Annotated in this window: 26 protein-coding genes and 5 tRNA genes; 11 read left to right on the top strand and 20 right to left on the bottom strand. The window is 75.0% G+C overall.

What is annotated here, in order from left to right:
- Positions 1-18: 18 nt before the first annotated feature.
- Positions 19-447 (bottom strand): TIGR02611 family protein, encoded by a 429-nt coding sequence (locus A2U95_RS17830; RefSeq protein WP_166023728.1) that lies wholly within the window; start codon positions 445-447, stop codon positions 19-21.
- 330 nt (positions 448-777) lie between these two features.
- Here A2U95_RS17830 and A2U95_RS17825 point away from each other — a divergent pair, with 330 nt between their 5' ends.
- A complete protein-coding gene (locus tag A2U95_RS17825) occupies positions 778-1,191 on the top strand; it encodes an SsgA family sporulation/cell division regulator (protein ID WP_004002642.1) in 414 nt (137 codons plus the stop codon).
- A gap of 283 nt (positions 1,192-1,474) precedes the next feature.
- Complete coding sequence (locus A2U95_RS17820) at positions 1,475-2,032, top strand: CGNR zinc finger domain-containing protein (protein WP_166023726.1); 558 nt, start codon at positions 1,475-1,477, stop codon at positions 2,030-2,032.
- Positions 2,033-2,109: 77 nt separating this feature from the next.
- Here the strand turns inward: A2U95_RS17820 and A2U95_RS17815 are convergent, their stop codons facing one another.
- Both A2U95_RS17815 and A2U95_RS17810 read right to left on the bottom strand, forming a co-directional pair.
- Complete coding sequence (locus tag A2U95_RS17815) at positions 2,110-2,271, bottom strand: hypothetical protein (protein ID WP_166023724.1); 162 nt, start codon at positions 2,269-2,271, stop codon at positions 2,110-2,112.
- Positions 2,272-2,510: 239 nt separating this feature from the next.
- A complete protein-coding gene (locus A2U95_RS17810; RefSeq protein WP_166023722.1) occupies positions 2,511-2,942 on the bottom strand; it encodes a hypothetical protein in 432 nt (143 codons plus the stop codon).
- A gap of 169 nt (positions 2,943-3,111) precedes the next feature.
- On the opposite strand from A2U95_RS17810, the gene A2U95_RS17805 reads away from it, so the two are divergent.
- Positions 3,112-3,633, top strand: coding sequence for a DsbA family protein (locus A2U95_RS17805; RefSeq protein ID WP_166023720.1), 522 nt, complete (start codon positions 3,112-3,114; stop codon positions 3,631-3,633).
- A gap of 60 nt (positions 3,634-3,693) precedes the next feature.
- On the opposite strand, the gene A2U95_RS17800 is transcribed toward A2U95_RS17805, so the two are convergent.
- From A2U95_RS17800 to A2U95_RS17790, 3 genes are read right to left on the bottom strand one after another with little or no spacing between them, the layout of a single operon-like run.
- Positions 3,694-4,527, bottom strand: coding sequence for a GNAT family N-acetyltransferase (locus A2U95_RS17800; RefSeq protein ID WP_166023718.1), 834 nt, complete (start codon positions 4,525-4,527; stop codon positions 3,694-3,696).
- A gap of 42 nt (positions 4,528-4,569) precedes the next feature.
- Positions 4,570-5,394: an aminotransferase class IV gene (locus A2U95_RS17795; protein ID WP_166023716.1), complete on the bottom strand. Its 825-nt coding sequence runs from the start codon at positions 5,392-5,394 to the stop codon at positions 4,570-4,572.
- A complete protein-coding gene (locus A2U95_RS17790) occupies positions 5,391-6,443 on the bottom strand; it encodes a chorismate-binding protein (RefSeq protein WP_166023714.1) in 1,053 nt (350 codons plus the stop codon). The genes A2U95_RS17795 and A2U95_RS17790 overlap by 4 nt, the downstream gene beginning before the upstream one ends.
- A gap of 188 nt (positions 6,444-6,631) precedes the next feature.
- Here A2U95_RS17790 and A2U95_RS17785 point away from each other — a divergent pair.
- From A2U95_RS17785 to A2U95_RS17765, 5 genes are all read left to right on the top strand, one after another.
- Positions 6,632-6,704 (top strand) — tRNA-Gly (locus tag A2U95_RS17785).
- Between the two features lie 38 nt (positions 6,705-6,742).
- Positions 6,743-6,816, top strand: a tRNA-Cys gene (locus A2U95_RS17780).
- Between the two features lies 1 nt (position 6,817).
- Positions 6,818-6,889: transfer RNA gene (locus A2U95_RS17775), tRNA-Val, on the top strand.
- Positions 6,890-6,908: 19 nt separating this feature from the next.
- Positions 6,909-6,980: transfer RNA gene (locus A2U95_RS17770), tRNA-Val, on the top strand.
- A 37-nt stretch (positions 6,981-7,017) separates the two neighbouring features.
- Positions 7,018-7,089, top strand: a tRNA-Val gene (locus A2U95_RS17765).
- Positions 7,090-7,155: 66 nt separating this feature from the next.
- Here the strand turns inward: A2U95_RS17765 and A2U95_RS17760 are convergent.
- Both A2U95_RS17760 and A2U95_RS17755 read right to left on the bottom strand, forming a co-directional pair.
- On the bottom strand, positions 7,156-7,422 hold the full coding sequence (locus A2U95_RS17760) for a TFIIB-type zinc ribbon-containing protein (protein ID WP_166023712.1): 267 nt from the start codon (positions 7,420-7,422) through the stop codon (positions 7,156-7,158).
- Positions 7,423-7,546: 124 nt separating this feature from the next.
- Complete coding sequence (locus A2U95_RS17755) at positions 7,547-8,461, bottom strand: aminoglycoside phosphotransferase family protein (RefSeq protein WP_166023710.1); 915 nt, start codon at positions 8,459-8,461, stop codon at positions 7,547-7,549.
- A gap of 531 nt (positions 8,462-8,992) precedes the next feature.
- Here A2U95_RS17755 and A2U95_RS17750 point away from each other — a divergent pair.
- Positions 8,993-10,321 carry a serine/threonine-protein kinase gene (locus tag A2U95_RS17750; protein ID WP_166025336.1) on the top strand — a complete coding sequence of 443 codons (1,329 nt, stop codon included), beginning with the start codon at positions 8,993-8,995 and terminating at the stop codon, positions 10,319-10,321.
- A 248-nt stretch (positions 10,322-10,569) separates the two neighbouring features.
- Here the strand turns inward: A2U95_RS17750 and A2U95_RS17745 are convergent, their stop codons facing one another.
- The 9 genes from A2U95_RS17745 to A2U95_RS17705 all read right to left on the bottom strand — a co-directional run bounded on the left by A2U95_RS17745 (position 10,570) and on the right by A2U95_RS17705 (position 22,861).
- Entirely contained in the window at positions 10,570-11,382 is an 813-nt protein-coding gene (locus tag A2U95_RS17745; RefSeq protein ID WP_166023708.1) for a TrmH family RNA methyltransferase, read from the bottom strand.
- Positions 11,383-11,395: 13 nt separating this feature from the next.
- Positions 11,396-12,637: a uroporphyrinogen-III C-methyltransferase gene (cobA, locus tag A2U95_RS17740; RefSeq protein ID WP_166023706.1), complete on the bottom strand. Its 1,242-nt coding sequence runs from the start codon at positions 12,635-12,637 to the stop codon at positions 11,396-11,398.
- Between the two features lie 244 nt (positions 12,638-12,881).
- Complete coding sequence (gene cobT, locus A2U95_RS17735) at positions 12,882-16,592, bottom strand: nicotinate-nucleotide--dimethylbenzimidazole phosphoribosyltransferase (RefSeq protein WP_166023704.1); 3,711 nt, start codon at positions 16,590-16,592, stop codon at positions 12,882-12,884.
- Positions 16,593-16,959: 367 nt separating this feature from the next.
- A complete protein-coding gene (gene cbiE / locus A2U95_RS17730; protein WP_166023702.1) occupies positions 16,960-18,180 on the bottom strand; it encodes a precorrin-6y C5,15-methyltransferase (decarboxylating) subunit CbiE in 1,221 nt (406 codons plus the stop codon).
- Positions 18,181-18,291: 111 nt separating this feature from the next.
- The gene (locus A2U95_RS17725; RefSeq protein WP_166023700.1) at positions 18,292-18,900 is read right to left on the bottom strand and encodes a GNAT family N-acetyltransferase; all 609 of its coding nucleotides are present in this window, start codon (positions 18,898-18,900) and stop codon (positions 18,292-18,294) included.
- A 159-nt stretch (positions 18,901-19,059) separates the two neighbouring features.
- On the bottom strand, positions 19,060-19,905 hold the full coding sequence (locus A2U95_RS17720; RefSeq protein ID WP_166023698.1) for a MetQ/NlpA family ABC transporter substrate-binding protein: 846 nt from the start codon (positions 19,903-19,905) through the stop codon (positions 19,060-19,062).
- 94 nt (positions 19,906-19,999) lie between these two features.
- Positions 20,000-20,761 (bottom strand): methionine ABC transporter permease, encoded by a 762-nt coding sequence (locus A2U95_RS17715; RefSeq protein ID WP_166023696.1) that lies wholly within the window; start codon positions 20,759-20,761, stop codon positions 20,000-20,002.
- Complete coding sequence (locus A2U95_RS17710; RefSeq protein ID WP_166023694.1) at positions 20,758-21,810, bottom strand: methionine ABC transporter ATP-binding protein; 1,053 nt, start codon at positions 21,808-21,810, stop codon at positions 20,758-20,760. The genes A2U95_RS17715 and A2U95_RS17710 overlap by 4 nt, the downstream gene beginning before the upstream one ends.
- A gap of 397 nt (positions 21,811-22,207) precedes the next feature.
- Positions 22,208-22,861, bottom strand: a complete 654-nt coding sequence (locus A2U95_RS17705) for an HAD family hydrolase (RefSeq protein WP_166023692.1) — start codon at positions 22,859-22,861, stop codon at positions 22,208-22,210.
- A gap of 197 nt (positions 22,862-23,058) precedes the next feature.
- On the opposite strand from A2U95_RS17705, the gene A2U95_RS17700 reads away from it, so the two are divergent.
- A complete protein-coding gene (locus A2U95_RS17700; protein ID WP_166023690.1) occupies positions 23,059-23,418 on the top strand; it encodes a hypothetical protein in 360 nt (119 codons plus the stop codon).
- A gap of 1 nt (position 23,419) precedes the next feature.
- Positions 23,420-23,839: a hypothetical protein gene (locus tag A2U95_RS17695; protein ID WP_166023688.1), complete on the top strand. Its 420-nt coding sequence runs from the start codon at positions 23,420-23,422 to the stop codon at positions 23,837-23,839.
- Here the strand turns inward: A2U95_RS17695 and A2U95_RS17690 are convergent.
- The 3 genes from A2U95_RS17690 to A2U95_RS17680 form a co-directional block, all read right to left on the bottom strand.
- Positions 23,821-24,363 (bottom strand): GNAT family N-acetyltransferase, encoded by a 543-nt coding sequence (locus A2U95_RS17690; RefSeq protein ID WP_166023686.1) that lies wholly within the window; start codon positions 24,361-24,363, stop codon positions 23,821-23,823. The genes A2U95_RS17695 and A2U95_RS17690 overlap by 19 nt on opposite strands.
- 45 nt (positions 24,364-24,408) lie before the next feature.
- The gene (locus A2U95_RS17685; RefSeq protein WP_166025334.1) at positions 24,409-24,903 is read right to left on the bottom strand and encodes a sigma-70 family RNA polymerase sigma factor; all 495 of its coding nucleotides are present in this window, start codon (positions 24,901-24,903) and stop codon (positions 24,409-24,411) included.
- Positions 24,904-25,073: 170 nt separating this feature from the next.
- Positions 25,074-26,177 (bottom strand): glycerophosphodiester phosphodiesterase (locus tag A2U95_RS17680; protein WP_166023684.1); only part of this gene is annotated, 1,104 nt, incomplete at its 5' end.

Here is a 26,177-nt window from a genome sequence, read left to right as displayed (position 1 = left end):
GCTCCGCACCACCCCGGGTCACTGCCGGTCGATGTTCCAGGGCATGACCAGGCCGAACTTCCACAGGTAGACGCCGCACAGCGTGGCCGCGATCACCAGCGCGATCGCGGTGAGCGCCAGGTTGCGGCGCCGCACCTTGGGGTCCAGGGCCTTCTGCGCCGCCTCGGTGACCTTGCGCTTCGTCCACCGGAGCGCCAACTGGGCCCAGACGAACTCGGTCGCCCAGATCGCCATGCCGCCGAAGATCACCACCCAGCCGGGGCCGGGGAAGACCAGCATCAGCACGCCGGCCGTGATCACCGCCAGGCCGACCAGGAAGACGCCCACCTGCCAGCTCAGGTGGAGCGCCCGCCGCCGCTTGACGTACTCGGGCGCACGCGAGCCGAGCGCCCGCTCGTGCCTCCCCCCGGGACGGCCGGAGCCCTCCGCGTCCGCCACCTCGCTCATGGTGGCACCGGTACCCGGCGCGCCGCCTTCCGTGCCGTCGGCCGGGGTTCCACGATCGTCCTGTGTCACGTCGGATTCCACCTCGCCCGCTGTCGTGCGCATCCCCCGCGTCCCCCCAGGTTCGTCACTCCCCGTATTCACTCGGGAAACCCTACCCGAGTGAAAGTGATCACCGGAATGGTCGCCTCAATGGAAGTACCCTCGGCCAGAAGAGGTACATAAACGCACGCAAAACCCTCAGAGGGGTTTACAACGGCATCGTGTGTGGCATGTCGATTTCGCCGACGTGCGAATCCCCGAGCGCACACTGAGCGAAAGGCCCTGGCGCTTATGAACACCACGGTCAGCTGCGAGCTGCACCTGCGCCTCGTTGTATCGAGCGAGTCCTCACTGCCTGTCCCCGCAGGCCTGCGGTACGACACGGCCGACCCCTACGCCGTGCACGCCACCTTCCACACCGGAGCCGAGGAGACGGTCGAGTGGGTGTTCGCCCGTGATCTCCTCGCCGAGGGGCTGCACCGGCCCACCGGCACGGGCGATGTCCGTGTCTGGCCGTCCCGCAGTCACGGCCAGGGGGTCGTCTGCATCGCCCTGAGCTCTCCGGAGGGCGAGGCCCTGCTCGAGGCCCCGGCGCGGGCCCTGGAGTCCTTCCTGAAGCGCACGGACGCCGCCGTGCCACCCGGCACGGAGCACCGTCACTTCGATCTCGACCAGGAGCTCTCGCACATCCTGGCGGAGAGCTAGGGGCGGAAGACCCCCGGGGCGCCTCCGGCCCCGGCCGCACCACAGCTCGAGCACCCTCGGCCGTCCACTCGGGGAGACGGCCGGGGCCGGCACAACCTCATGCGGGCAGGCACGACCTCGTACGCACGCACCGGCGCCGTCGCCGCGGTCCTCCCGCGGTGGACGGCGCCGGGGCGTTTCCGCGCGTCCCGCCGACCGGTCCCCCCTTCCCCGCGGCCGAAAAGCCATTACGATCGGCCACCATCGGCGGGCGGCCCGCGGATGCCCAGGCAGGGAGCGATACGTGCTGATCACCCATGACACCAGGTGCGCACTCGACGCCGTGGTGGATCTGGTGAACACCGCGCCGGAGGACGGCGCGGCGGACGGGCTGCCGGACCTCGGCGCGCTCGAGGACTTCGTGGCGGGTCACCGGATCAGCGACGTGGGGACCCTCACCGAGCTGGACCTCTCGGCGGTGCGGCGGCTGCGCGGCCGGTTCGCCGCGGTCTTCGCGGCCACGGACACCCGGATCGCCGCGGGCCTGATCAACGAGCTGGTCGCGGCGGCGGGCACCACGCCCCGGCTGACCGACCACGACGGGTACGACTGGCACGTCCACTACTTCGCGCCGGGCGCCTCGGTCGCCGACCACCTGGCCGCGGACTGCGGGATGGCGCTGGCGTTCTTCGTGGTCGCCGGGGAGCGGGAACGGCTGCGGCGCTGCGAGGCCCCGGACTGCCGGCGGGCCTTCGTGGACCTCTCGCGCAACCGCTCGCGGCGCTACTGCGACAGCCGCACCTGCGGCAACCGGCTCCACGTCGCGGCCTACCGGGCCCGGCGCAAGGAGGCGGCGGGCTGAGGACGGCCGCCCGGCCGTCCCGCGCGGGCTGAGAGCGCCGCCCCCGACGGGTGTCGCCGGGGACGCGCGCGGCCGGCTCACAGCAGCAGCAGGTCGTGCAGCGCTGCCATGAGGAACAGGGTCCCGATCACCGCCAGGAAGATCATCAGCGGCGGCTGGGAAAGGGCGAAGAGGCACCCGCGGGGTTCGCGCTCGTCTCCTTCCGGAGAGGCGGCCCCGGTCCGTGTCGTGTCCAGCATCTCGCGGCCATCATGGGGCAGCCCGCCGCGCCGGGCCGGTCACGCCGCGCGACCTGCACGGTAGTGGGCCGACCGTATGCCGACGGGCCCGGTTCCCGACCGGTTCGGACCGGTCGCGGGGCCGGGCATGATCACCGGCCGGGGTGGTCGGATCATATGCGGGACGCGGGCGAGGGGCGGAGGACGCGGACCGCTCGGCCGGCCCGAACCGCCGGGGCGGCCGGGGCGGCCGGGGCGGCTCAGATGCCGTGCTTCTTCAGGATGGCCTCGATGTCGCTGAAGTCGTCCTGGTCGCCGGAGCCGCCCGCGGGGGTGCGACGGCCCGTCTCGGGGGCCGGTCCCACCGGACGGCGCCGCGGGGCCGCCGCGGCCGCGGCCTGCCGCGCGTCGGCGGCGGGGGTCCCGGCCCTGCGCAGGCGGCGCCGCTCGACGAGGCGGGTGAGCAGGAACAGCAGCCAGGCGGCGCCCAGCAGGCCGAAGCCGGCCCACGCCCTGGGGCTGAAGGCGGTCTCCGCGGCCCAGGCGACCGCTCCGGTCATCACCAGGCCGATCGGGATCAGGGAGTACGCGGCGATCCGGGCGGCCGTCAGGAAACGGCGCCGGAAGGCCGTGACCGCGGCGATGCCCAGGCCGGCCACGGACACCGCGCTGCAGATGGTCTCGGCGAGCATCAAGGCCTCCTGACGGACGGGGCGGCGGGTGGGTGCCGCTCCCTCCATCGTGCCCCCGCCGCACGCCGCGGCGCCACGGCTCCAGGCCGGAATCAGGGACATCCCCTAGGGCACCCGTGGCCCGCCCCCCTGGGAGCACGGGACCCGCGGCGGCTGGGAGACTGGTCCCATGAGCGATACGTCCTCCGCCACCTCCGTCCCTGTCGTGCTCGACGTCTGGTGCGAGCTGCAGTGCCCCGACTGCCGCACCGCCCTCGACGACGTCCGCGCGCTGCGCGCCCGCTACGGCGACCGGATGGAGGTGCGGCTGCGGCACTTCCCGCTGGAGAAGCACAAGCACGCCTTCGCCGCCGCGCAGGCCGCGGAGGAGGCGGTGGAGCAGGGCAAGGGCTGGGAGTACGCCGAGGCCGTGCTCGGCCGGGTGGCCGAGCTGGACCGCCGCGGGGAGGCGCTGCTGGTCGACGTCGCCCGGGAACTCGGTCTGGACGCCGAGGAGTTCGACACGGCGCTGGTGGACGGCCGGCACATCCTGGTCGTCGACGCGGACCATGCGGAGGGCAAGGCGATCGGGGTCACGGGTACGCCCACCTACGTGATCGGCGGTGAGCGGCTCGACGGCGGAACGTCCCAGGACGGCCTCCGCGCCCGTGTCGAGGCCGTCGCCGACCGCCTCCTGGACGACGCCGCCTGACGCCGCGGCCCCGCTCCCGTCCCGCGGGCGGCCCGGCCGCCCGCGGGACGGCGGCCGGGATCAGACCAGGACCTTGTACAGGTGGTGGCGGGTGGTGCGGTAGCCGAGGGAGTCGTAGAGCCGTTCCGCCGGGGCGTTGCCGGCGAAGACGTTGAGGCCCACGACGCTCCGCCCCGCCTCCGCCGCCCGCGCCTCCGCCAGGAGCATCAGCGTGCGGCCGTGCCCCCGGCCGCGCACGGTCGGCTCGGTCCGCACCTGGTAGACGTACGCCGGGTCCGTCTCCCCGGCGCCCAGCGACAGCCACAGGACCCCGGCCCGCTCCCCCTCGTGCTCCAGCACGAGGAACTCCATGCCCGCGGTGGCGATCCCGTCCGGCAGGACCGTGCGCTGCTCCCGGCGGGACTTGGCCAGCGCCTCCTCCTCGGTCACCCCGCGGGCGGTCCATTCCCGCGCGTACTCGACGGCGTCGAGCTCGCGCCACGCCTCGAACTCCTCGGGCGTCATGGGCCGCGCACGGCTTCCGGCGGGCAGTTCGGGCGCGGGCCCGCCGAGCCGCTTCTCCATGTTCCGGTTGCGCACGGTATAGCCGAGCGCGTCCGCCAGCCGCAGGGCGGCCCCGGCGTCCGCCGGCACCGTCGCCTCGATCCGCCGGCAGCCCCAGGTCCGGGCGACCTCCTCGGCGGCGAGCGCGGCCACCGTGGCCCGGCCGCGCCGCCGGTCCGCCTCGTCGATCCGCAGGTCGCGCACGTGCGCCACCGCGTCGCCGAACACCGCCGAGGTGCTCAGGCCCACGGTGCCGACGGGCCGGCTGTTCACGCACACCTGGTAGCGGCGCGACCGGGTTCCGTCGGCCTCCTGCTGCAACGGCTCGATGGGCCGCAGGGTGGTGGTCATGCCGGTGGTTCTACCCCACCCGGCCGCCCGCGGCCACAACGGTCACGGGTCCAGGTCGTCGCCGGACCGCTCGGCGAAGATCCGCATCGCCTTGGCCGTCAGCGGACCGTGCGCCCCGGGAAGTTCACGGCCGTCGACGCGGTGCACGGCCTGGACGTCACGGAGCGAGGAGGTCAGGAACACCTCGTCGGCGCGCTCCAGGACGTCCAGCGGGAGGTCCGCCTCCCGGGCGCCGGTCCACTCGGCCACCAGCTCGCGGGTGATGCCGGCCAGGCAGCCGGAGGCGAGCGGCGGGGTGAGGATCTCGCCGCCCAGGACGACGAAGACGTTGGACCCGGTGCCCTCGCAGAGCTGGCCGACGGTGTTGCCGAACAGGGCCTCGGTGGCGCCCTGTTCGTGGGCGCGGGCCAGCGCGACGACGTTCTCGGCGTAGGAGGTGGTCTTCAGGCCGGTGAGCGCGCCGCGCTCGTTGCGGGTCCAGGGCACGGTGATCACGGCCGTGGAGTCGGGGCGGGGCCTGGCCTCGCCGAGCGCCACCACCAGCGTGGTGCCCTTGTCGCCGCGGTCCGAGCCGAGCGGTCCGTGGCCGCCGGTGTAGGTGATCCGCAGCCGGCCGAGGGGGGTCCGCGGGTTGGCCCCGATCACGGCGGCACAGGCGCGGCGGACCTCGTCGGCGTCCGGGTCCGGCAGGCCGAGGCCCCGGGCGGAGCGGGTGAGGCGGTCCAGGTGGCGGGTGAGCGCGAAGGGCTCCCCGCCGACCGTCTTCACCGTCTCGAAGATCCCGTCCCCCACGGTCAGGCCGTGGTCGAGGACGGAGACACGGGCGGACTCGAGGTCCTTGAGCCCGCCGTCGAGCCAAATCTTCACGTGAGGGTCCCTCCACTGGTGTCGTACGTTCCCGACGCTACCGCGAGCAGCCGGGACGCCTTGAGCTCGGTCTCCGCCCACTCCCGTTCCGGGTCGGAGTCCCAGGTGATCCCCGCGCCGGTGCCGAACCGCAGCACGGCGGTCCCGGCGCCGTCCCGTTCGATCCAGAAGGTGCGGATGCCGACGGCCAGCTCGGCCCGGCCGCGGTCGGCGTCCACCCAGCCGACGCCGCCGCAGTAGGGGCCGCGCGGCCCGCGCTCCAGGGCGGCGAGGACGGAGAGCGCGCGCCGCTTGGGGGCGCCGGTGACCGAGCCGGGCGGGAAGGCCGCGGCGAGCAGCTCCGGCCAGCCCGCCCCGGGCAGCAGCTCGCCGCGGACCGAGGAGACCAGGTGGACCAGACCGGGGTGCTTCTCCACCGCGCACAGGTCGGGCACGGTGACGCTGCCGGTGCGGCACACGCGCCCCAGGTCGTTGCGGACCAGGTCGACGATCATGACGTTCTCGGCGTGGTCCTTGGGCAGCAGGTCGGCCTCGGTCCGCCCGGTGCCCTTGATCGGGCCGGACTCCACGACCCGGCCGTCGCGGCTGAGGAAGAGCTCCGGGGACGCGGTGGCGATCTCCACGCCGTGGTCCGGGAGGCGAATCGTTCCCGCATAGGGGGCGGGGTTGCCGCGCGCCAGGAGGGCGGTGAGGTCGTCGACGTCGGCGTGCGGGGCGAGGGGCGCCGTCAGGACGCGGCAGAGGTTGGCCTGGTAGACCTCGCCGGCCGCGATGTGCCGGTGGATGCGCCGGACCCCTTCCGTGTACGCGGCGCGGTCGAGCGAGGACGTCCAGTCGCCGGGGGCGGGCGCCGGCCACCGGCCGGGGACGGGAGCGGGGACCGGGGCGCTGCGGACGTCGGCGAAACGCGCGCAGGTCAGGCGGCCCTCGTAGTCGGCGGCGACGGCCCAGAAACCGCTGGAGTCGAGCGCGGCCGGGTCGTCGGTGACGTCGAGCAGGCCGGTGGCGACCATGCCGCCGAACCGGGCGAGGGGTGGGAGGTGCTGCACTCCGCCGAGTGTAGGTCGGTCTCCGGGGAACCTTCCCGGGCCCTCGGGCCGGGAAGCCGCGGGACCTGCCGGAACGGGGTCCGGGGCGGTCCGCCGCGGCATGCTGGGCAAACGCGTTTTTGTACTGGCCCGGGAATGGGCTAAAGTTCAACACGTCGCCGGGACGCGGAAGCGGACCGAACCGACAGGCGGACGTAGCTCAGTTGGTAGAGCGCAACCTTGCCAAGGTTGAGGTCGCGAGTTCGAGCCTCGTCGTCCGCTCGAAAGAGCAGGGGATCTTCCCGAGACCCTGTGCTCCTGGTGGAGTGGCCGAGAGGCGAGGCAACGGCCTGCAAAGCCGTCTACACGGGTTCAAATCCCGTCTCCACCTCCAAGGACGATTAGCTCAGCGGGAGAGCGCTTCCCTGACACGGAAGAGGTCACTGGTTCAATCCCAGTATCGTCCACTGATCCGCGAGGATCCCCGCGCGATTAGCTCAGCGGGAGAGCGCTTCCCTGACACGGAAGAGGTCACTGGTTCAATCCCAGTATCGCGCACGTGGTAGCACGGCCCCCGGCCGCGCACCTGTCCCGAGGACGATTAGCTCAGCGGGAGAGCGCTTCCCTGACACGGAAGAGGTCACTGGTTCAATCCCAGTATCGTCCACGCCTGAACGGAAGCCCCCGTCCACCTCGGTGGACGGGGGCTTCCGCGTTCCGACGGCTCCCGCGGTCAGGAGGAGAAGAGCATCCGGCCGAAGCTGCGCGGGCGGTGGTGCCCACCGTGGTGTCCACCGTGGTGCCCGCCGTGCGGAGCGCCCCAGGCCGGAGCACCGGGGGCGGGGGGCGGGGCGGGCTGGGCCCACTGGGACTCCAGCCGGGTCAGCGTCTCCAGCTCCCCGTAGTCCAGGAAGATTCCCCGGCAGCCCGAGCACTGCTCGATCTGGACCCCGTTGCGGTTGTAGGTGTGCATCGGCGCGTGACACTTCGGACAGTGCATCGACGGATCAACTCCTCGTATCGCGGTGCGTGTTCGTCCACGGGTGCGGCCGGTACCGCTCGGCTCCCGTTCCTACGGACTCTCCCCCGGTTCCGGCCGGTTGCACCTCGGGCGGCCGGATCCGTCACAGAACTCCGGTCCGCGGGGCCGTCATCCGGCCGCAGGCGTCGACCAGCGCCTCCTCCGCCCCGTCCAGCGGCCGTCCGGCGAGGAGGGCCTTGGTGACGGACCGGGAGGCCGTCTGGACGGTGAGGGCGCGGGCCGGGACGTCCAGCACGGGCCAGGGGTCCCCGTCGGCCGGCAGGGCCGGTCCCCGGGCCGCCCGGTAGGCGCCCAGGAAGCGCTGCCACTCCTCGGCCGGCAGGAGGCCGCAGGCGAACCAGGAGGCGGGACGGGCCAGGTCCCAGGCGGGGACGCCGACGCCGAGGTCGTCGACGTCTATCAGCCGCCACGGCCCGTCCGGCGCGGGGTGGCGGACGAGCTGGCCCAGGTGCAGGTCGCCGTGGCAGAGGGCGGCGCCCAGTTCCGGCGGGGCGGGCTCCTCGGCGCGCGCCCAGGGCGGCAGGGCCGCCCAGGCGCGCAGCAGCACGGGTGCGGCGGGGTGGCCGGGCGCCTCGGCGGCGAGCCGGGCCACCGCCAGCGCCGCCTTCCGCGGGCCGCGCATGGCGGGCAGCCCGGGCGGCGGCGGGGTGCGGTGCAGGCGGGCGGTCAGGGTGGCGGCGTCCTCCCAGGGGGCGGCGCCGGGATCCCGCGGGTCCACGGGGAGGCCGAGCGGCCAGCAGGTCACCTGGCGGCCGTCCAGCGCGGTCGGGGCGGGCGTCAGCGGGGGCAGCAGGATCTCCGGCAGGGCGGCGGCCACGGCCAGCCGGCGGCGCAGTTCCTCCGGCGCGGTGCCGGGGGCGTGCGCCTTGGCGACGGTGCGGTGGTGGCGGACCACGGTGGCGTCGGGGCGGTCGGCCAGGGTGCCGGTCGCGCAGCCGGGGCAGGGGGCGGCGGGGTGGGCGGCGGCGCGGGCGTGGGCGTGGAGGTCTGCCGGCATGGCGGTGAGCGTACGCGGGCAGGCGGTCACGGTGCGGCCGGAGACGACTTGGCGGGGCGGGGCCCCCGGAAACCCCACGCCGGCGCGACGATCGCGTCGCGCCGGCGTGGTGCCGTCCGCCGTACCCCCGTCCCCACGGGGTTCGTCAGGGCTGGTGTCCCCACCCGGACCGCTCTTCCGGGCCCGGGACGCGCTCGGCGCCCCGGCACCACACCCTCGGACGACGACTGTGCGGCCACGTTCCGAATCCTGTCGTGGAAACGCGCCGCGGGCGTCATGCCCCCGGATGAATCCCGCGGTCCCGGCTACTTCCCAGGGTGGAGAAGCGGAGGGCGGGACATCTGCTGCGGCGGGACGGCGAGTGACGTGGTTCACGTCGCGGTACGGTCGCCAAACCCCTTGCGGGGGCGGCATCTTGGCAGCCGCGAGCCCGCGAACGCGTTCCCGGAGGGGTGAGCGGGCGCGGCCTGAACGCGCGGCGCGGCCGGGAAACGTAAGCTGTTGGCTCGTCAGACGGACCGGGCAGCGGGGATGAACATGGCGATGATGCGCCTCAGGCGCGAGGACCCGCGCGTCGTCGGCTCGTTCAGGTTGCACCGGCGGCTCGGCGCGGGCGGGATGGGCGTGGTCTACCTGGGTTCCGACCGGCGGGGCCAGCGGGTGGCCCTCAAGGTGATCCGGCCGGACCTGGCCGAGGACCAGGAGTTCCGGTCGCGTTTCGCCCGCGAGGTGTCGGCGGCGCGGCGGATCAGGGGCGGCTGCACGGCGCGGCTGGTGGCGGCGGACCTGGAGGCCGAGCGGCCCTGGTTCGCCACGCAGTACGTGCCGGGGCCCTCGCTGCACGACAAGGTCGCCGAGGACGGTCCGCTGGCGGCGGCGGAGGTCGCGGCGGTCGGCGCGGCGCTGTCCGAGGGGCTGGTCGCGGTCCACGAGGCCGGGGTGGTCCACCGGGACCTCAAGCCGTCCAACATCCTGCTCTCCCCCAAGGGCCCCCGGATCATCGACTTCGGCATCGCCTGGGCCACCGGGGCCTCCACGCTCACGCACGTCGGCACGGCGGTCGGTTCGCCGGGGTTCCTCGCCCCCGAGCAGGTGCGGGGGGCGGCGGTCACGCCGGCCACCGACGTGTTCGCGCTGGGCGCCACGCTGGCGTACGCGTCGACCGGGGACTCGCCCTTCGGGCACGGCAGTTCCGAGGTCATGCTGTACCGGGTGGTGCACGAGGAGCCGCAGCTGCGGGGCGTTCCGGGGGCGCTGGCGCCGCTGGTGCGGGCCTGTCTGGCGAAGGATCCGGAGCAGCGGCCGACGACGCTGCAGCTGTCGCTGCGGCTGAAGGAGATCGCGGCGCGGGAGGCGCAGGGGCTGGGCGAGGTGCGGCCGGCGGGCCGGGGGGACGGGACGGCGGGCGCGGCGACGGTGCGGACGCCGGTGCCGCGCGGGTCGGCACCCTCGGCCGCGGCCGGGCGGACGCCGGTGCGCTCCTCCGGGGCCGCGGGGCCGGCCTCCTCGGCCTCGGGCCGCCGTTCCTCGCCCACCCCGGCGCGGCGCCGGCCGCCGTCCGGCGGCGGTCCCCGGAGCGGGGCGGGTTCGCCGTCGCGGGGCGGGCGTCCTCCGACGGGGTCCGGGCGTCCGCCGACGGGGGCGGGGGCGCGGAGCGGGACGAAGCTGCGGCCGGCCAATCCGCGGCTGCTGCGGCAGCGGCTGATCGTGTTCGTGGTGGTCACGCTGCTCGCGGCGCTGGGGATCGCCACGGTGCAGGGGTGCCAGGGCCCTGCCGACGCGGCGGGCACGGCGCCGCCGCCGGCGGTCTCGGCCGGCGCCGCCGGGCACTCCGCCGGCGGCGCCCCGCCGGGTCGCTGACCTCCCTGCCGGCCTCCGTGCCCCTCGGGCGGCGCGAGCCCTCGCGTTCTGCGGGCCTCGTGCCGCCGGGGCGGGCGGATGCGCCCCCCGGGTGAGGTCCGGGGGCTGTGCCGGCCCTCGCGTTCTGCGGGCCTCGTGCCGCCGGGGCGGGCGGATGCGCCCCCCGGGTGAGGTCCGGGGGCGGTGCCGTACGGGGCGTACGGCACCGCCGCCGGAGCCGGCCGGCGGCGGGCCGGGGCCCGCGCGGGTCAGGCCGGGCGGGGCCGCGTGGCGTAGAAGGCCACCGCGGAGGCGGCGGCGACGTTGAGGGAGTCGACGCCCTCGGCCATCGGGATGGTGACGTGCAGGTCCGCCGCGGCGAGCACGCGGGGGCTGAGGCCGTCGCCCTCGGTGCCGAAGACGAGGGCGAGCCGCTCGTCCCGGCGCGCGGCCAGTTCGTCCAGGGTGACGGCCCGCTCGCCGAGGCAGAGCGCGGCGACCGTGAAGCCCCCCTCGCGCAGCCGCTCGACGTCGGTGGGCCAGGACTCCAGCCGGGTCCACGGCACCTGGAACACCGTGCCCATCGACACCTTCACCGCCCGCCGGTACAGCGGGTCGGCGCAGCGCGGGGTGAGCAGCACGGCGTCGACGCCCAGGGCGGCCGCGTTCCGGAAGGCGGCGCCGATGTTGGCGTGGTCGACGATGTCCTCGAAGACAGCCAGCCGCCGCGCCCCGGGGAGGAGCTCGGCGACGTCCCGCAGCGGCTCGCGCCGCATGGAGGCGAGCGCGCCGCGGTGCACGTGGTAGCCGGTGACCCGTTCGGCGACCTCGGGGGTCACCAGGTGGACCGGGGCGTCCGTCTCCTCGATCAGGTCGCCCATCACGCCCGCCCACTTGGGGGTGAGCATCATGGACCGCATTCCGTGGCCGCCCGCGAGGGCCCGCCGGATCACCTTCTCGCCCTCGGCGATGAACAGGCCCTCGGCGGGCTCGCGGCGGCGGCGCAGCTCGACGTCGGTCAGGTTCGTGTAGTCGGCGAGGCGGGGGTCGGCGGGGTCGTCGACGGGGATGAGTTCGGCCATGGGGGGCGGTGCCTTACTTCTGCGGCTTCTGCGTGGGGGCGCCGACGGCGACCACCGGGCCGATGACGATGACGGCGGGCGGCCGGACGTCCTCGGCGCGGACCACCTCGCCGACGGTGGCCAGGGTGGCGTCCACGCGCCGCTGGGCGCTGGTGGTGCCTTCCTGGACGAGGGCGACGGGGGTGTCGGGGGCCTTGCCGTGGGCGATCAGCGTCTCGGCGATGCGGCCTATCTTGTCGACGCCCATCAGGATGACGAGGGTGCCGGTGAGCCGTGCCGTGGCGGCCCAGTCGACCAGGGAGCGCTCGTCGTCGGGGGCGACGTGGCCGCTGAGGACGGTGAACTCGTGGGCGACGCCGCGGTGGGTGACGGGGATGCCGGCGGCGGCCGGGACGGAGATGGAGGAGGAGATGCCGGGGACCACGGTGCAGGCGATGCCGGCTTCGGCGAGCGCCTGGGCCTCTTCCATGCCGCGGCCGAAGACGTACGGGTCGCCGCCCTTGAGGCGGACCACGGCCTTGCCCTGCTTGGCGTGCTCGATCAGGGCGTTGTTGATGGCCTCCTGCGCCATGTAGCGCCCGTAGGGGATCTTCGCGGCGTCGATCACCTCGACGTGCGGCGGGAGTTCGTCGAGCAGGTCGCGGGGGCCGAGCCGGTCGGCGATGACCACGTCGGCCTCGGCGAGCAGGCGGCGGCCGCGCACGGTGATCAGGTCGGGGTCGCCGGGTCCGCCGCCGACCAGGGCGACGCCGGGGGTCTTGGTGCGGTGCTGCGGGGCGACGAGGGTGTTGTCGCGCAGGCCCTCGACGACGGCGTCGCGGATGGCGGCGGTGTGGCGCGGGTCGCGGTCCTTGGCCTCGGTGGTGAGGACGGCGACGGTGACGCCTCCGGCGCGGCCGGTGGCGGGGGTCCAGGCGGTGGCGGCGTCGGCGTCGTCGGAGCGGACGCACCAGACGCGGCGGCGCTCGGCCTCGGCGGAGGCGGCGGCGTTGGCCTCGGGGTCGCTGGTGGCGACGACGGCGTACCAGGCGCCCTCGAGGTCGCCGTCGGCGTAGCGGCGGCGTTCCCAGGCGATCTCGCCGGTGTCGGCCATCGCCTCGACGGAGGGGGTGGCGGAGGGGGAGACCAGGGTGACGTCGGCGCCGGCCGCGACCAGGGCGGGGAGGCGGCGCTGGGCGACCTGTCCGCCGCCGAGCACGACCACTCGGCGGCCGGTCAGGCGCAGGCCCACGGGGTAGGCGGGGTGTTCGGCCATGGGGGCGGCTCCCTCGTTGGGGTACCCCCTGCTCGAGCGGGGCCGAGAGCGGGGGCGGGCTGCATGGGACGCTGCCGGGCCGCTTCGGGGCGTGCCCGGCAGGAGTGGGAGCTGCGCCGTCGGAGCTGCCCTGACAGAGGGGATTTTATGGCGTGCGGCCGGCCCGGACCGGGGCTGGGCGGTGTGATCTTCGCACGATCTCCTGCCCGTCCCCGGTCCCTGTGACGCCGCCGGCCGGTACTGCCTACTTCTCGGTGACACCGGCCGAGTCGAAGGTGGCCACCTCGTGCATGGCGCGGGCCGTCGACTGGACCAGCGGCAGCGCCAGCAGGGCGCCGGTGCCTTCGCCGAGGCGGAGGTCCAGGTCGACCAGCGGGCGCAGGCCCAGCTTGTTGAGCGCGGCGATGTGGCCGGGCTCGGCGCTGCGGTGGCCGGCGATGCAGGCGGCCAGCACCTCGGGCGCGATGGCACGGGCCACCAGGGCGGCGGCTCCGGCGCTCACGCCGTCCAGGATGACCGGCGTGCGCAGGCAGGCGCCGCCGAGCAGCAGGCCCACCATGGCGGCGTGCTCCAGGCCGCCGATCGCGGCGAGGACGCCGATCGGGTCGGCCGGGTCCGGCTGGTGCAGTTCGAGCGCCTGGCGGACCACCTCGGTCTTCCGGGACAGCGTCTCGTCGTCGATGCCGGTGCCGCGGCCGGTGACCTCGGCCGGATCGGCCCCGGTGAAGACGGAGATCAGCGCGGCGGACGCGGTGGTGTTGGCGATGCCCATCTCACCGGTCAGCAGGGCCTTGTTGCCCGCCGCGACCAGGTCGCGGGCGGTCTCGATGCCCACCTCGACGGCGGCCTTGGCCTCCTCGCGGGTCATCGCCGGGCCCTGGGTCATGTCGGCGGTGCCGGGGCGCACCTTGCGGGGCAGGAAGCCCTGCTGGGCGGGCAGGTCGGCGGCCACGCCGACGTCGACCACGCAGAGTTCCGCGCCGACCTGGTTGGCGAAGGCGTTGCTGACCGCGCCGCCGCCGAGCATGTTGGCCACCATCTGCCCGGTGACCTCCTGCGGCCACGGCGTGACGCCCTGGGCGTGGACACCGTGGTCACCGGCGAACACCGCGACGGCCGCGGGCTCGGGGATCGGCGGGGGGCACTGCCGGGACAGGCCGCACAGCTGGGCGGAGATGATCTCCAGCATGCCGAGCGCGCCGGCCGGCTTGGTCATCCGCTTCTGCCGCTCCCAGGCCTCGCCGAGCGCCTTGGCGTCCAGCGGGCGGATCCCGGCGATGGTCTCGGCCAGCAGGTCGTGCGGCTCCTCGCCGGGCAGGGCGCGGCGGCCGTAGGTCTCCTCGTGGACGGCCCAGGACAGCGGGCGCCGCTTGGACCAGCCGGCCTGCACCAGCTCGGGCTCGTCCGGGAACTCGTCGACGTAGCCCACGCACAGGTAGGCGACGACCTCGAGGTACTCGGGCAGGCCGAGGGCGCGGACCATCTCGCGCTCGTCGAAGAAGCTGACCCAGCCGACGCCGAGCCCCTCGGCGCGCGCGGCGAGCCACAGGTTCTCCACGGCGAGCGCGGCGGAGTACGGGGCCATCTGCGGCTGGGTGTGACGGCCGAGGGTGTGGCGGCCGCCGCGGGTCGGGTCGGCGGTGACGACGATGTTCACCGGGGTGTCGAGGATGGCCTCGATCTTCATCTGCTTGAACTGCTTCGCCCGGCCCTTGGGCAGCGACTTGGCGTACGCCTCGCGCTGGCGCGCGGCCAGTTCGTGCATCTGCTGCCGGGTCTCCTCGGAGCGGATGACGACGAAGTCCCAGGGCTGGGAGTGCCCCACGGACGGCGCGTGGTGCGCGGCCTCCAGGACGCGGCGCAGCACCTCGTGCGGGATCGGGTCGGGGCGGAAGCCCTGGCGGACGTCGCGGCGCTCGCGCATCACGCGGAGCACGGCCTCGCGCTCGGCCTCGGCGTACCCGGGGGCGGCGGACGGGAACTCGGGCTCCGGTTCCGTCCCGGCCTCCGGGGCGGAACCGAGGTGTTCCTCCGCCTCGGCGGGGGCGGCCTCGGCGACGGGCGCGGCCTGGCCGGGGACCGTGTCGGCGGCCGGCGCCTCCGGCAGCGGCTCCTCGTCCTGCGCGGCCCCGGCCGGCGTGGCTTCCGGCCGCGGCTCCTCGGCCTGGACGGGCTCGGGCTCGGCCGCGGCCGGCTGCGGGGGCAGGCTCTCGCCCTCCCGGGGAGCGGGCACGACGGCGACGAGGCCCTCGGGGGCGTGCGGCTGCTCCGGCCGTTCCGCGGCCGGGGCGGGTGCGGCGTCCTCCTCGGGGGCGGGCGCGGGCTGCTCGGCGGCGGGCTGCCCGGCCTGCTCGACGGCGCCCTCGGCGGGGGACTCCTCGGCCGGGGCCGCCGCGGGCTGCCCGGTCGGCTCCGCCTGTTCGGCCTGCTCCGTCTGCTCGGCCTGCTCCGTCTGCTCGGCCTGCCCGGCGGGAATCTCGTCGGCGGGCTGCCCGGCCGCGGAAGGGTCCGTCACGCCCTGCTCGGCGCCGGTCTGTTCGGCGGCGCCCGGCTCCTCCGCCGGCGTCCGGTCGGCGTGGCCGACGGGCTCGGCGGCGTCCGGGGCAGGGGCCTGCGCGGGCCACGCCTCGCCGACGGCGGCCGAGGGGTGGCCGGGGGCCGGGGCGAGGTGCGGCGGGGCGGGGACGGTGCCAGCGACGGGCACGAACTCGCCCAGCGGCGGCTCGGCCAGGGCGAACTGCCCGGTGGCGTCGGCTCCGTGGGCGGCGGCCTGCTGCGCCGCGGCCGGGTCGTGGACGGCGATGCCGTGCCGGCCGCCGAGGGTCCCCTGGCCGGAGAGGGTGTCGTGGGGGTACGTCTGCGGCTGGGCCGCGTCCTGCCCCGCGTACGCGTCCTGCTGGGGGGCGAACGCCTGCTGCCCGCCGTAGGTGTCCTGCGCGGCGGAGGCCTCCTGCCCGGGGTATGCCTGCTGGTGGACGGCGGCCGGGTACTGGCCGGTGCCCTCGGCCTGGGCCGCGTAGGGGGCGCCCGCGCCGAGGGACGCGTCGGCCGGGTAGGCGTCCCCGGCCATCGCGTAGGCGTCACCGGAGGGCTGCCGGCCGGCCTCGGCCGCGGTCTGCCCGGTGGGCGCGCCGCCCCACGGGGCGGAGTGGCCGGTGGGCGCGCCGGCGCCCTGGGCGCCGGGGTACTCGGAGGCCGCGGCCTGCTGGCCCAACTGCCGCACGACGGTGGCGGGACCGCGGTCGGCGAGGGAACGGACCGGGCTCATCGAGGCGTCGGGGGTGGGCGGCCCGAGGTGCAGCGGGCGGCGCGGGGCGGCCGGCGCGGCCGCCTGGGCGGCGGCGCCGAGGTCGTAACTGCCGCTGTCGTGGACACCGGTGACGTGCGAGGTCTCCGCCGGGGCGTCCTGCGCCTGCCCGGGGACGCCGTACTCGTGCGCGCCCTGTTCGTACGCGCCGGGTTCGGCCACGCCCTGGTCCGGAGCCTCGGGCTGCGCCTGCCCGGCGGCCTCCTGGTGGGCCGCCTGCTGCTCGGCGTACGCCTGGTGGTCCGCGTAGGCCTGCTGCTCGGCGTAGGCCTGCTGGTCCGCGTACGCCTGCTGGTCCGCGTAGGCCTGCTGCCCGGCGGCCGCCTGCTGCTCGGCGTAGGCCTGCTGGTCCGCGTAGGCCTGCTGCTCGGCATGGACCTGCTGCCCGGCGTGGGCGTGCTGCTCCGGGTAGGCCGCCTCGGGGTGGCCGCCGTCCGGGTAGGCCCCCTCCGGGTAGGCGTCCTCCTGCCCGGGCTGCGCTTCGTTGCCCCAGGCGCCCTGGGCGCCCGGCAGCAGCAGGAGGTCGTCCTCCTCGGCGGTCGGCGCGGAGAGGTAGGCGTAGGAGTCCGGCGTGGGGACGCCCGGCTGCTCCACCGTGCCTGCGCTCTCCGGCTGCCCCTCGCCCGGGACCTGGCCGGTGTCGGTCATGCGTACCCCTCGCCCATCGGTTGGTGCCTCTTACGACCTGCTCGTCCGGAGCGGCGCGCGGTCCGCCCGTCCTGTTGAACGAGCGGGCCCGTCGAGCGGCACGAGAGACCCGCCCACTCGGACGAGGAGGCGTCAACAAGCATTGTCGCCGTCCCCCGCCTTTCGACGCAGGCCGATTCGGCAAGGTCCGTCCTGGAACTCGCCCTCTCGCGCGCCTCCGGCGCCGTCGTACCCCACCCGTCGGTCCGGCCGGCGGTCTTGTCCGGACATGGTCCGACGAGAACCGAAATCCAGGCGCGGTACAACGATCGGCCAGCCTACCCCGCGCCCCGACACCGTTCGATCACGGGGCGCTACTGGAGGCGGGTCAGCGGGCCGTCCCCTGCTGCCGGTCGCGCAGCAGCTCACCGCAGAGCAGGAAGCCGACGCTCCGCCCCTTCTCGGTCCACTGCCCGGCGTCCAGCGTGACGGACTGCAGGAGGGAGCAGTCGACCCGGTAGCCGCGCTCGGCCAGGCGGCGGCCCGCGAGTTCGGCGGCGTCCCGGGTGGGGACGTGGGCGGCGATCCGCTCGGGACGCCGGTCGGCGGCGGCGGCGATCACGTCCGCTCCCCCGCCGGTGATCCTCACCACATCCGGCTCGGGCAGGTTCTCCAGGACGTGCGGGGCGGCGCCCCGGACGACCTGGAGCTGGACCCCGAACCGGCGCGCGGCGCGCTCGGTGCGGGCACAGGCCTCCGGGTCGCGGTCGACGGCGATCACGGCGGCTCCGGCGCGGGCGGCCTCGACGGCGAACGCGCCGCTGCCGCAGCCGATGTCCCAGACGAGGTCGCCGACGTGCGGGCCGAGCCGGGAGAGCTGGGCGGCGCGCAGCGGCTCCGCCTCGGCCTCGCCGAACGGGCCGTCGTAGGAGTCGGCGGGCAGGACCCAGCCGCGGGGCCCGGCGGGTGCGCGGCCGGCGATCCAGGGGGCCGATTCCACGGTGGTGGGGGCGCCGATGGCGATCACCACGTTGGGGTCCCGCCAGACGTGGTCGGCGGCGCGGTCGGACGTGACCACGCTCACCTGCTCGCGGTCGGTGCCCAGTTCCTCGCACACGACGAAGGTCCGGGGCGCCCCTTCGAGCAGCAGCCCGAGCTCGGCGGGCCCGGCCCCGGGGGCGGTGAGGACGGCGACCTTGGTGTGGGCGCGGCAGACGTTGACCGCCCGGCGCAGGGTGCGCGGCTGGGCGACGACCACCTGGGCGTCGTCCCAGGGCATCCCGGCGCGGGCGAAGGCCGCGGCGACGGAGGAGACGGCCGGGACCACTTCGACCTCGAGGCCGAACTCGGGGTCGCGCAGGGTGCGGACGACGCCGAAGAAGCCGGGGTCGCCGTCGGCGAGGACGACCGCGGTGCCGCGGTGGGCGGCGATCCGGCGGGCGGCCAGGGGGAGGCTGCCGAGACGGATCCGTTCGGCCGCGGGGGGCACCTCGGGGAGCGCCAGGTGGTGGGGGGCTCCCGCCACCAGGGTGGCGGCGCCGAGCGCGGAGCGTCCTGCGGCGGTCAGCGGCGAGCCGTCCCAGCCGATCACCGTGACCCGGTCGGCCATCGTCGTCAGTCTCCAGGGGTGAGCAGAGGTGAGCAGGGGGTTTCGCCGGTGGTCGGGGAGGCCCGGACGCGGGCGCGCTGTGAGGTTACCCCGTGGACGGCGGGGCGGCGTTCAGTCCCAGTCGGCGTACTCGCCGACGCCCTCGAAGTCCTCGGGGAGCAGGCTCCAGACGATGAGGTCGGTCCGCACGTCGGTCCAGGCGCCGGCGTCGTCCTTGGCCCGGGCTATCCAGGCGCCGCGCAGGACGCCCTCGCTGATGCAGCCGATCTTCTGGGCGACCTGCTGGGAGGCGGCGTTGTCGGCGGCGGTGCGCAGCTCCAGGCGTTCGAACTTCTGGTCGCGGAAGAGCCATTGGGCCGCGGCCAGGGTGGCCTCGGTGGCGTAGCCCTCGCCGCGGGCCCAGGGGGCGACGACGTAGGCGACCTCGGCGGAGCGGACGCGCCAGTCGGTGTGGTGCAGGTGGAGGGTGCCGACCAGGCGCTGGGTGAGGAACTCGGTCACGGCGAGGACGACGCCGCGGCCCTCGGTGCGTTCGGCGGGGGCGTCCTCACCGATCCACCGCCGTGCGTGGGCCTCGGTGTAGGGGTGCGGGACGGAGGTCCAGGCGACGACCTGCTCGTCGTTCATCATCTCGGTGAAGGCGGGGACGTCCGCCTCCTCGAGCGGGCGCAGGACCAGTCGTTCCGTGCTGATGGAGATGTCGGGGAAGGTGCCGTTCATGCGCCGCTCCGTAGCGTCGGGGACCGTTCGGACCTGCTGAACTCTTCAGCATGCAGCATGAAAGCACCTGGCAGGACGGCGGGGTCCGTTCCGGCCGGAGTGCGGCCGGAACGGACCCCGTCGTCCCTGACGGTGTGCCGGTCGGGAGGTGACGCCGTCTCAGAAGGAGGCGATGACGGAGCCGGCGTACTTGTCCTCGATGAACTTCTTCACCTCGGGAGAGGTGAGCAGCTCGGCGAGCTTCTTGACGCGCGGGTCGTCCTCGGAGCCCTCCTTGACGGCGAGGAAGTTGCCGTAGGGGCTGTTCTCCGCGGACTCCAGGACGAGGGCGTCCTCGGCCGGCTGCAGGTCGGACTCGATGGCGTAGTTGCCGTTGACCACGGCGGCGTCGACGTCGTCCAGGGAGCGCGGGGTCTGCGCCGCCTCGAGCTCCTTGAACTTGAGGTTCTTGGGGTTCTTGGTGATGTCGGCGGGGGTGGCCGCGCTGTCGGCGCCCTTCTTGAGCTCGATCAGGCCGTTGTCGGCCAGGAGCTTGAGGGCGCGCGCCTCGTTGACCGTGTCGTTGGGGACGGCGACGGTGGCGCCGCTCTTGAGGTCGTCGGCGCTCTTGACCTTGTGCGAGTAGAGACCGAGCGGCTCGAGGTGGACCGTGACGACCGGCGCGATGTGGGTGCCGTTCTTCTTGTTGAAGTCGTCGAGGTACGGCTGGTTCTGGAAGTAGTTGGCGTCGACCGAGCCGTCCTCGGTGGCCGTGTTGGGAGTCACGTAGTCGGTGAACTCCTTGACCTCGAGGTCGAGGCCGGCCTCCTTCGCGAGGTTGTCCTTGACGAAGGTGAGGATCTCCGCGTGCGGGACGGGGCTGGCGGCGACGACCAGGGGGCCGTCGGCGTCGGCGGCCTTGTCGTCGGAGCCGCTGCCGCAGGCGGTCAGGCCGAGGGAGAGCGCTCCGGCGGTCAGGACGGCGGTGGTGATCTTGACGTTGAAACGCTTGGCGGTGTTACGCACGAAAAGTGCCTTTCCGTTGCGGCACGCGGGGCGTGCCTGGTGGTGCTCCCCCGCGTCGGGTGGTGCGGGGAGGTCTGTGGAGCGGGCGCGGGGCCTAGGCGGCCTTGCGGACCTCGGCCGTGGCGTCGGCGGCGGAAGCCGCCGCGTCGGGCTCCTTGGCCTTCAGCAGGCGCAGCCGGGGCGCGGGTCCGCCGCGTCCGCCGCGGCGGTGCAGGGCGCGCGCCCCGGCGTCGCCGGCGAACTGGATGAGGGCGATGACGACGGCGAGGACCGCGACGGTGACCCACATCAGCCCGGTCTCGAACCGCTGGTAGCCGTAGCGGATGGCGATGTCGCCGAGTCCGCCGGCGCCCACGGTGCCGGCCATCGCGGAGTAGCCGATGAGCGCGACCACGGTGGTGGTGGCCGAGGAGATCAGCGAGGGCAGCGCCTCGGGGACGAGGACCTTGCGGACGACCGTCCAGGTGTTGCCGCCCATGGCCTGCACGGCCTCGACCAGACCGTGGTCGACCTCGCGGACGGCGGTCTCGACGAGGCGCGCGAAGAACGGGATGGCGCCGATGGCCAGCGGCACGATGGCGGCGTCGCGGCCGATGGTGGTGCCGGTGATCAGCCGGGTGAAGCTCATCAGCGCCACCATCAGGATGATGAACGGCAGTGAGCGGGCGATGTTGACGATCTGGCCGATCACCTTGTTGGCGACGACGTTCTGCAGCAGGCCACCGCGGTCGGTGAGGACCAGCAGGACGCCCAGCGGCAGGCCGCCGACGATCGCGATCAGGGTGGACCAGCCGACCATGTAGAGGGTGTCCCAGCTGGCCTGGGTGAGCAGCGGCTGCATCTCGGACCAGGTCACTTGGCCACTTCCTTCACTTCGGTGCCGGCCGGGCCGGCCGGGGCGTCCTGGCCGACGAACTCCACCTGGAGCCCCTGCTCGCGCAGGAAGCCGACGGGGACGACGTTGTCGTGGTAGCGGCCGGGCAGCTCGATGCGCATCCGGCCGATCTGGGCGCCGCCGACGGTGTCGACCGCGGCGCCCAGGATGGAGACGTCCACGTTGTAGGTGCGGGCGAGCTGGGAGATCACCGGGCGGCCGGTGGACTCGCCGTGGAAGGTGATGTCCAGGACCGTGCCGTCCGGGCCGGAGGCGTCGCCGCCGACCGGGAAGAGCGCGGCGGCGAGCTGGGAGCCGGGGGTGGCGAGCAGTTCGCCGACGGTGCCGGACTCCACGACGCGGCCCCGCTCCATCAGGGCGGCGGAGTCGCAGACCGTCTTGACGACGTCCATCTCGTGGGTGATCAGCAGCACGGTCAGGCCGAGCTGCCGGTTGAGGTCGCGCAGCAGCTCGAGGATGGAGCGGGTGGTCTCCGGGTCGAGTGCGCTGGTGGCCTCGTCGGAGAGGAGCACCTTGGGGTCGCCGGCCAGGGCACGGGCGATGCCCACGCGCTGCTTCTGGCCGCCCGAGAGCTGGGCGGGGTACGCCTTGGCCTTGTCGGCGAGGCCGACCAGGTCGAGCAGTTCCAGCGCCTTGGCGGAGCGGTCGCGTCCGGAGCGGCCGAGGATCTCCAGCGGAAGTTCGACGTTGTCCTGCACGGTGCGCGAGGAGAGCAGGTTGAAGTGCTGGAAGACCATGCCGATGCGGCTGCGCGCCTCGCGCAGTTCCCTGGAGGCGCGCGGGCCGCGGCCGGCGAGCGCGGTGAGGTCCTGGCCGTCGACGGTGACCGTGCCGGAGGTGGGGCGCTCGAGGAGGTTGACGCAGCGGATGAGCGAGGACTTGCCGGCGCCGGACTGGCCGATGACGCCGTAGACCTCGCCTTCGCGGACGTGGAGGTCGACGCCGTCGATGGCGGTGACCTCACGGCCGCCGGAGCGGTAGATCTTGGTCAGACCCGAGGTGGTGATCACAGGGGTTTCCGTCACTGTCGAGTGCCGGGGGCGGGGTGGCGCCCCGGTCACGGGTGCATTCGGTCGGACCGCGGCACGGCGCGTCGCTCCGGCTCCGGGCGCGTCTGCGCGGCGGAGGGAGGACGGGGGATCCGTGGTGCGCGGGCGGCACGGTGAGGCCGCGGGGCTCGCTTCGGGGCGCGAGGCCAAACGTCTTGCAGGGGCCCTCTAACAGGCGCGCATTCGACACGTACAACGAGCACCGGGCGTCGGGGTCGCCTCGGTCGCAGGGGTGGTGCGGCTCGTCGTGGTCATGCGGGTAAGTAAATCAGACGATCACTGGCAAGTAGGACAGGGTGTCCGGCATGCGGACACCCTGTCCCGTGGACGGCGCGTCCCGGGTCCGTCCCGGCCCGGTTCAGGCGCGCCGGGAGACCGTTATCCCGTCGGGGGTGACCTGCGCGGACAGCGCGGAGAGGTCCGGCACCACCAGATCGGCCTCCAGTTCGTGCGCCGGGTGGGTTGTGGCCAACGCCACCGTGCGCATCCCGGCCGCCCGGCCGGAGCGGAGGCCGGCGGGGGCGTCCTCGAAGACGAGGCAGCGGGCCGGGTCGACACCGAGCGCCTTGGCGGCGAGCAGGTAGGGCTCCGGGTCCGGCTTGCCGCGGGTGATGTCGTCGGCGGCGATCAGGGTGGCGGGCGCGAGGCCCACCAGGGCGAGCCGGGCCTCGGCGAGGCGGCGGGAGGCGGAGGTGACGACGGCCCACCGGCCGGCGGGGAGCCCGTGCAGGAACTCCCGCGTGCCGGGGAGCGGGACGACGCCGCCGTGGGGGACGTCCTCGATCTCGATCTCCTCGATGCGGGCGACGGCGGCGGGCACCCGCGGCGCGGGCAGCAGGTCCCGCACGATCTCCGCGGCGGGGCGGCCGTGCAGCTCGATCCGCGCGAACTGCTCGCGGGTCACGCCGTGCTCCCGGGCCCAGGCGGTCCAGGAGCGGGTCACGGAGTCCAGGGAGGAGAGGAGGGTCCCGTCGTTGTCGAAGAGCAGCGCGTCCGCACGGAGGGTCGTCATGCGTCGACCCTAACCAGGCGGTGCGGCGGCGCCGCGGCGTCCCCGGGCGCCGCCCCCGCCCGCGCGGCGCCCGCCCGGCCCGCGCGGAACCCCGGGGTCCCCGGGCGCCGCCCCCGCCCGCGCGGCGCCCGCCCGGCCCGCGCGGAACCCCGGGGGCGGGCGGCGGGGGGACATACCCGCCGTAATAAGGTCTGCGCATGCTCGTAGCCCTGACCGTGGCGACCGCCGTGGCCGCACTCCTCCTCGCCGCCTGGTGCGGCTGGGCCGCCTGGCGGGACCAGCCGACCAAGGACTGGCACTTCATCGGCATGGGTGTGGTCGCGCTGATGGCCACCGCGCAGCTGGTGGTCGGCATCGTGCAGCTGGCCCGTGGCGAGCGGCCCGGGCAGGACTCCGTGATCTTCGTGGCCTACCTGCTCGGCGCCTTCGCCTGCGTGCCGGTCGCGGGGTTCATGTCGCTGGCCGAGCGCACCCGCTGGGGCTCGCTCACGGTGGCCGCGGGCGGTTTCGTCCTGGCCGTGCTGCAGGTGCGGCTCTACGACATCTGGGGAGCCTGAGATGACCTCGCGGCAGAAGCTGATCTCCGGGCCCGGCATCCTCCTGGTCTGGCTGTACGGGGTGATGGTGGTGGGCGCGGTCTCCCGGTCGGCGTACCAGATCTCCACCGAGTTCGACCGCGCCCCGCTGGCCTACTCGCTGTCCGCGCTGGCCGGCCTGGTCTACGGCTTCATCACCTACACCCTGGTGCGCGGCGGCGAGCGGGCCCGGCGGGCGGCGGTGGTGTGCTGCGCCGCCGAGCTGCTCGGCGTCCTGGTGGTCGGCGCCTGGACGCTGGCCGACCCCGGGGCCTTCCCGGACGCGACGGTCTGGTCCGACTTCGGGATGGGCTACCTCTTCATCCCGGTGCTGCTGCCGGTGACCGCGCTGTACTGGCTGGTCCGGGGCCGGGCCGCGGACCGTCAGGCGGTCGCCGCGTAGACCGCCGTCCCGGCGTCGGGGTCCTGCGCGGCGGGGTCCTGGCCGGCGCCCGTCGCGCGTTCCAGGACGATCCGCGGGATGCCGTCGGGCCCCTCGGCGCGGCCGGTGGCCCGGTAGCCGAGGCGGCGGTAGAGCCGCAGGCCGGGCTCGCTGCGGGTGCCGGCGCTGAGCCGGAAGACGCCGACCGGGGCGGCCTCGGTCACCGCGGCCTCGGCGGCGCGCAGCAGCCGGGCGCCGATGCCGTGGCCCTGGAGGCGGGGGTGGACGCAGAGGCCGTCGATCTCGCCCGCTCCGTCGGCGGTCACGCGGCCGTACACCGAGCCGATCACCTCGTCGCCCAGCCGGGCCACGCAGACGACGCCGGAGGCGATCTCGCCCCGGACGTCGGCGAGGGACTCGCTCAGCGGGCCGATGCGGTGGTCGCCGTAGAGCGCCGCCTCGCTCTGGAAGCACAGATACCTGAGCCGGAAGATCTGCTCGGCGTCCTGCTCGGCCGCCCTGGAGATGGTCACGCTCATGCCCATGTGTGCATGCCTCCCGCTCACTTGCTCACCAGTGGTCCTCCACACCTATCCCCGCCTCGGGCGGGGCGCAACCTCCGGACCGAGCAGCCGTCTCAGACATCCGAGACATCGGGAACGTTCCGGCCCCAGACTGCCCTGTGACATTCCCAACTCCCGGGCGATCTCCCGGTAGGTGAGGTCGTGCGGGGAGAAGAGCGCGGCGAGCAGCCGGGGGCAGCGGCCGGGCAGGCGCCGGACGGCGTCCTGGAGGGTGCGGCGGCGGGCGGAGGCGAGGGCGAGCTGTTCGGGGCCCGGGCGCGTCTCGTCGGCCGGATCGCGGCACAGGGCGTGTTCCCGGCGGGCGGCCCGGCGCAGGGCCCTGACCTCGGCGCGCACCGCCTGGCGCAGCCAGTGGGCGGGGTCGCGCGGCGGGTCCGACCGCTCCAGGCGTTCCAGCAGGCGCAGCCAGACGCCCTGTTCCAGGTCCCGGGCCTCGCCTCCGGCCGCCGCGGCCTCGGCCGCCGCCTCGGCGGCCAGCAGGGGGCGCAGCTCGGCCACCATGTCGTCCGGCTTCACATGGGCACAGGACGACGGGCCGGCGGCGGCGGTTGCCGCCACCGGCCCGGATTCACCCTTCGGGATGGTATCCAGGGCGTCGGGTTGACGCCGTGCGCCCGCGCCCTCGCGCGCTCGCGAGCCCTCGCGCGGGGCGGGTCAGCGGGCGGGGCGGGTCAGCGGGCGGCGCGCCAGAGTTCGCGGGCCAGCAGGCCGGTGTCCGGCTGGTCGGTGAAGACGCCGTCGATGCCGGTGTCGAAGTAGGCGGCGAAGGCGCCGAAGGCGTCGCCGTAGGCGTCCGGCTCGGTGCCGCGGCGGAAGTTCGCGGGCAGGAACGGGTTCTCGTTGCGCATCGTGTACGGGTGGAGCACCAGGCCCGCCCGGTGCGCGTCGGCGACCAGGGTGGTCGGCGAGGTCAGGTTGCCCGAGGCGTCGCGCGGGACGATCAGGTCGAGGGTGGGGCCGATGCCGTCGGCGAAGGAGGCGATCCAGGCGAGGCCCTGCGGGGTGATCAGGTCGGAGACCTTGCGCGGGTCGCCCTGCCGCTGGAAGTCCCAGGGCCGGCTGCCGGCCGAGGAGAGCAGCACGGCGAGCGGGTTGTCCACCAGCTTCCGCATCCGCTCGATGCTGGTCGGCTCGAAGGACTGGAGCAGCACCGGCGAGTTCCTGCGGTCCTTGCCGTGCCGCCGCAGCAGCCTGGCGAGGCGCTCCTCCAGGGGCAGGCCCTGCTCGCGGAAGTAGGTGGGGTGCTTGAGCTCCGGGTAGACGAAGACCTGCTTGCCGCGCCTGCGGGTCTGCGCGTCCTGCCAGCGCAGCACCTCCTCGAAGGTGGGAATCTCCCAGACGCCGTCGTAGAGCGTGCTGTGCGGGCGGTTGGCCGGGATCCGCTCCTTGGCGCGCAGGGTCTTCAGCTCGGCGAGCGTGAAGTCCTCGGCGAACCAGCCGGTGGTGGCGACGCCGTCGAGGGACTTGGTGGTGCGGCGGGAGGCGAACTCGGGGTGGTCGGCGACGTCGGTGGTGCCGCCGATCTCCGGCTCGTGGCGGCAGACCAGGTGACCGTCCTTGGTGATCACCAGGTCGCCGGCCTCGACGACGTCCGCGCCCATGTCCAGGGCGAGGTCGTACGCGCCGAAGGTGTGCTCGGGGCGGTAGCCGCTGGCGCCGCGGTGGGCGATCACGGCGGGCTTCGGCAGCCCGTGGGCGCCGCGCCCGCGGCCCTTGCCGCCCTCGGCCGCCGCGGCGGTGCCGCCCGTGCCGAGCGCCGCCGTCGAGGCGCCCAG

The sequence above is a fragment of the Streptomyces chilikensis genome (genome assembly GCF_001642695.1).
Taxonomy (GTDB): Bacteria; Actinomycetota; Actinomycetes; order Streptomycetales; family Streptomycetaceae; genus Streptomyces; species Streptomyces chilikensis.
The sequence above is the reverse complement of the archived record's forward strand: the minus strand, read 5'-3'. Positions and strand labels throughout refer to the sequence as shown.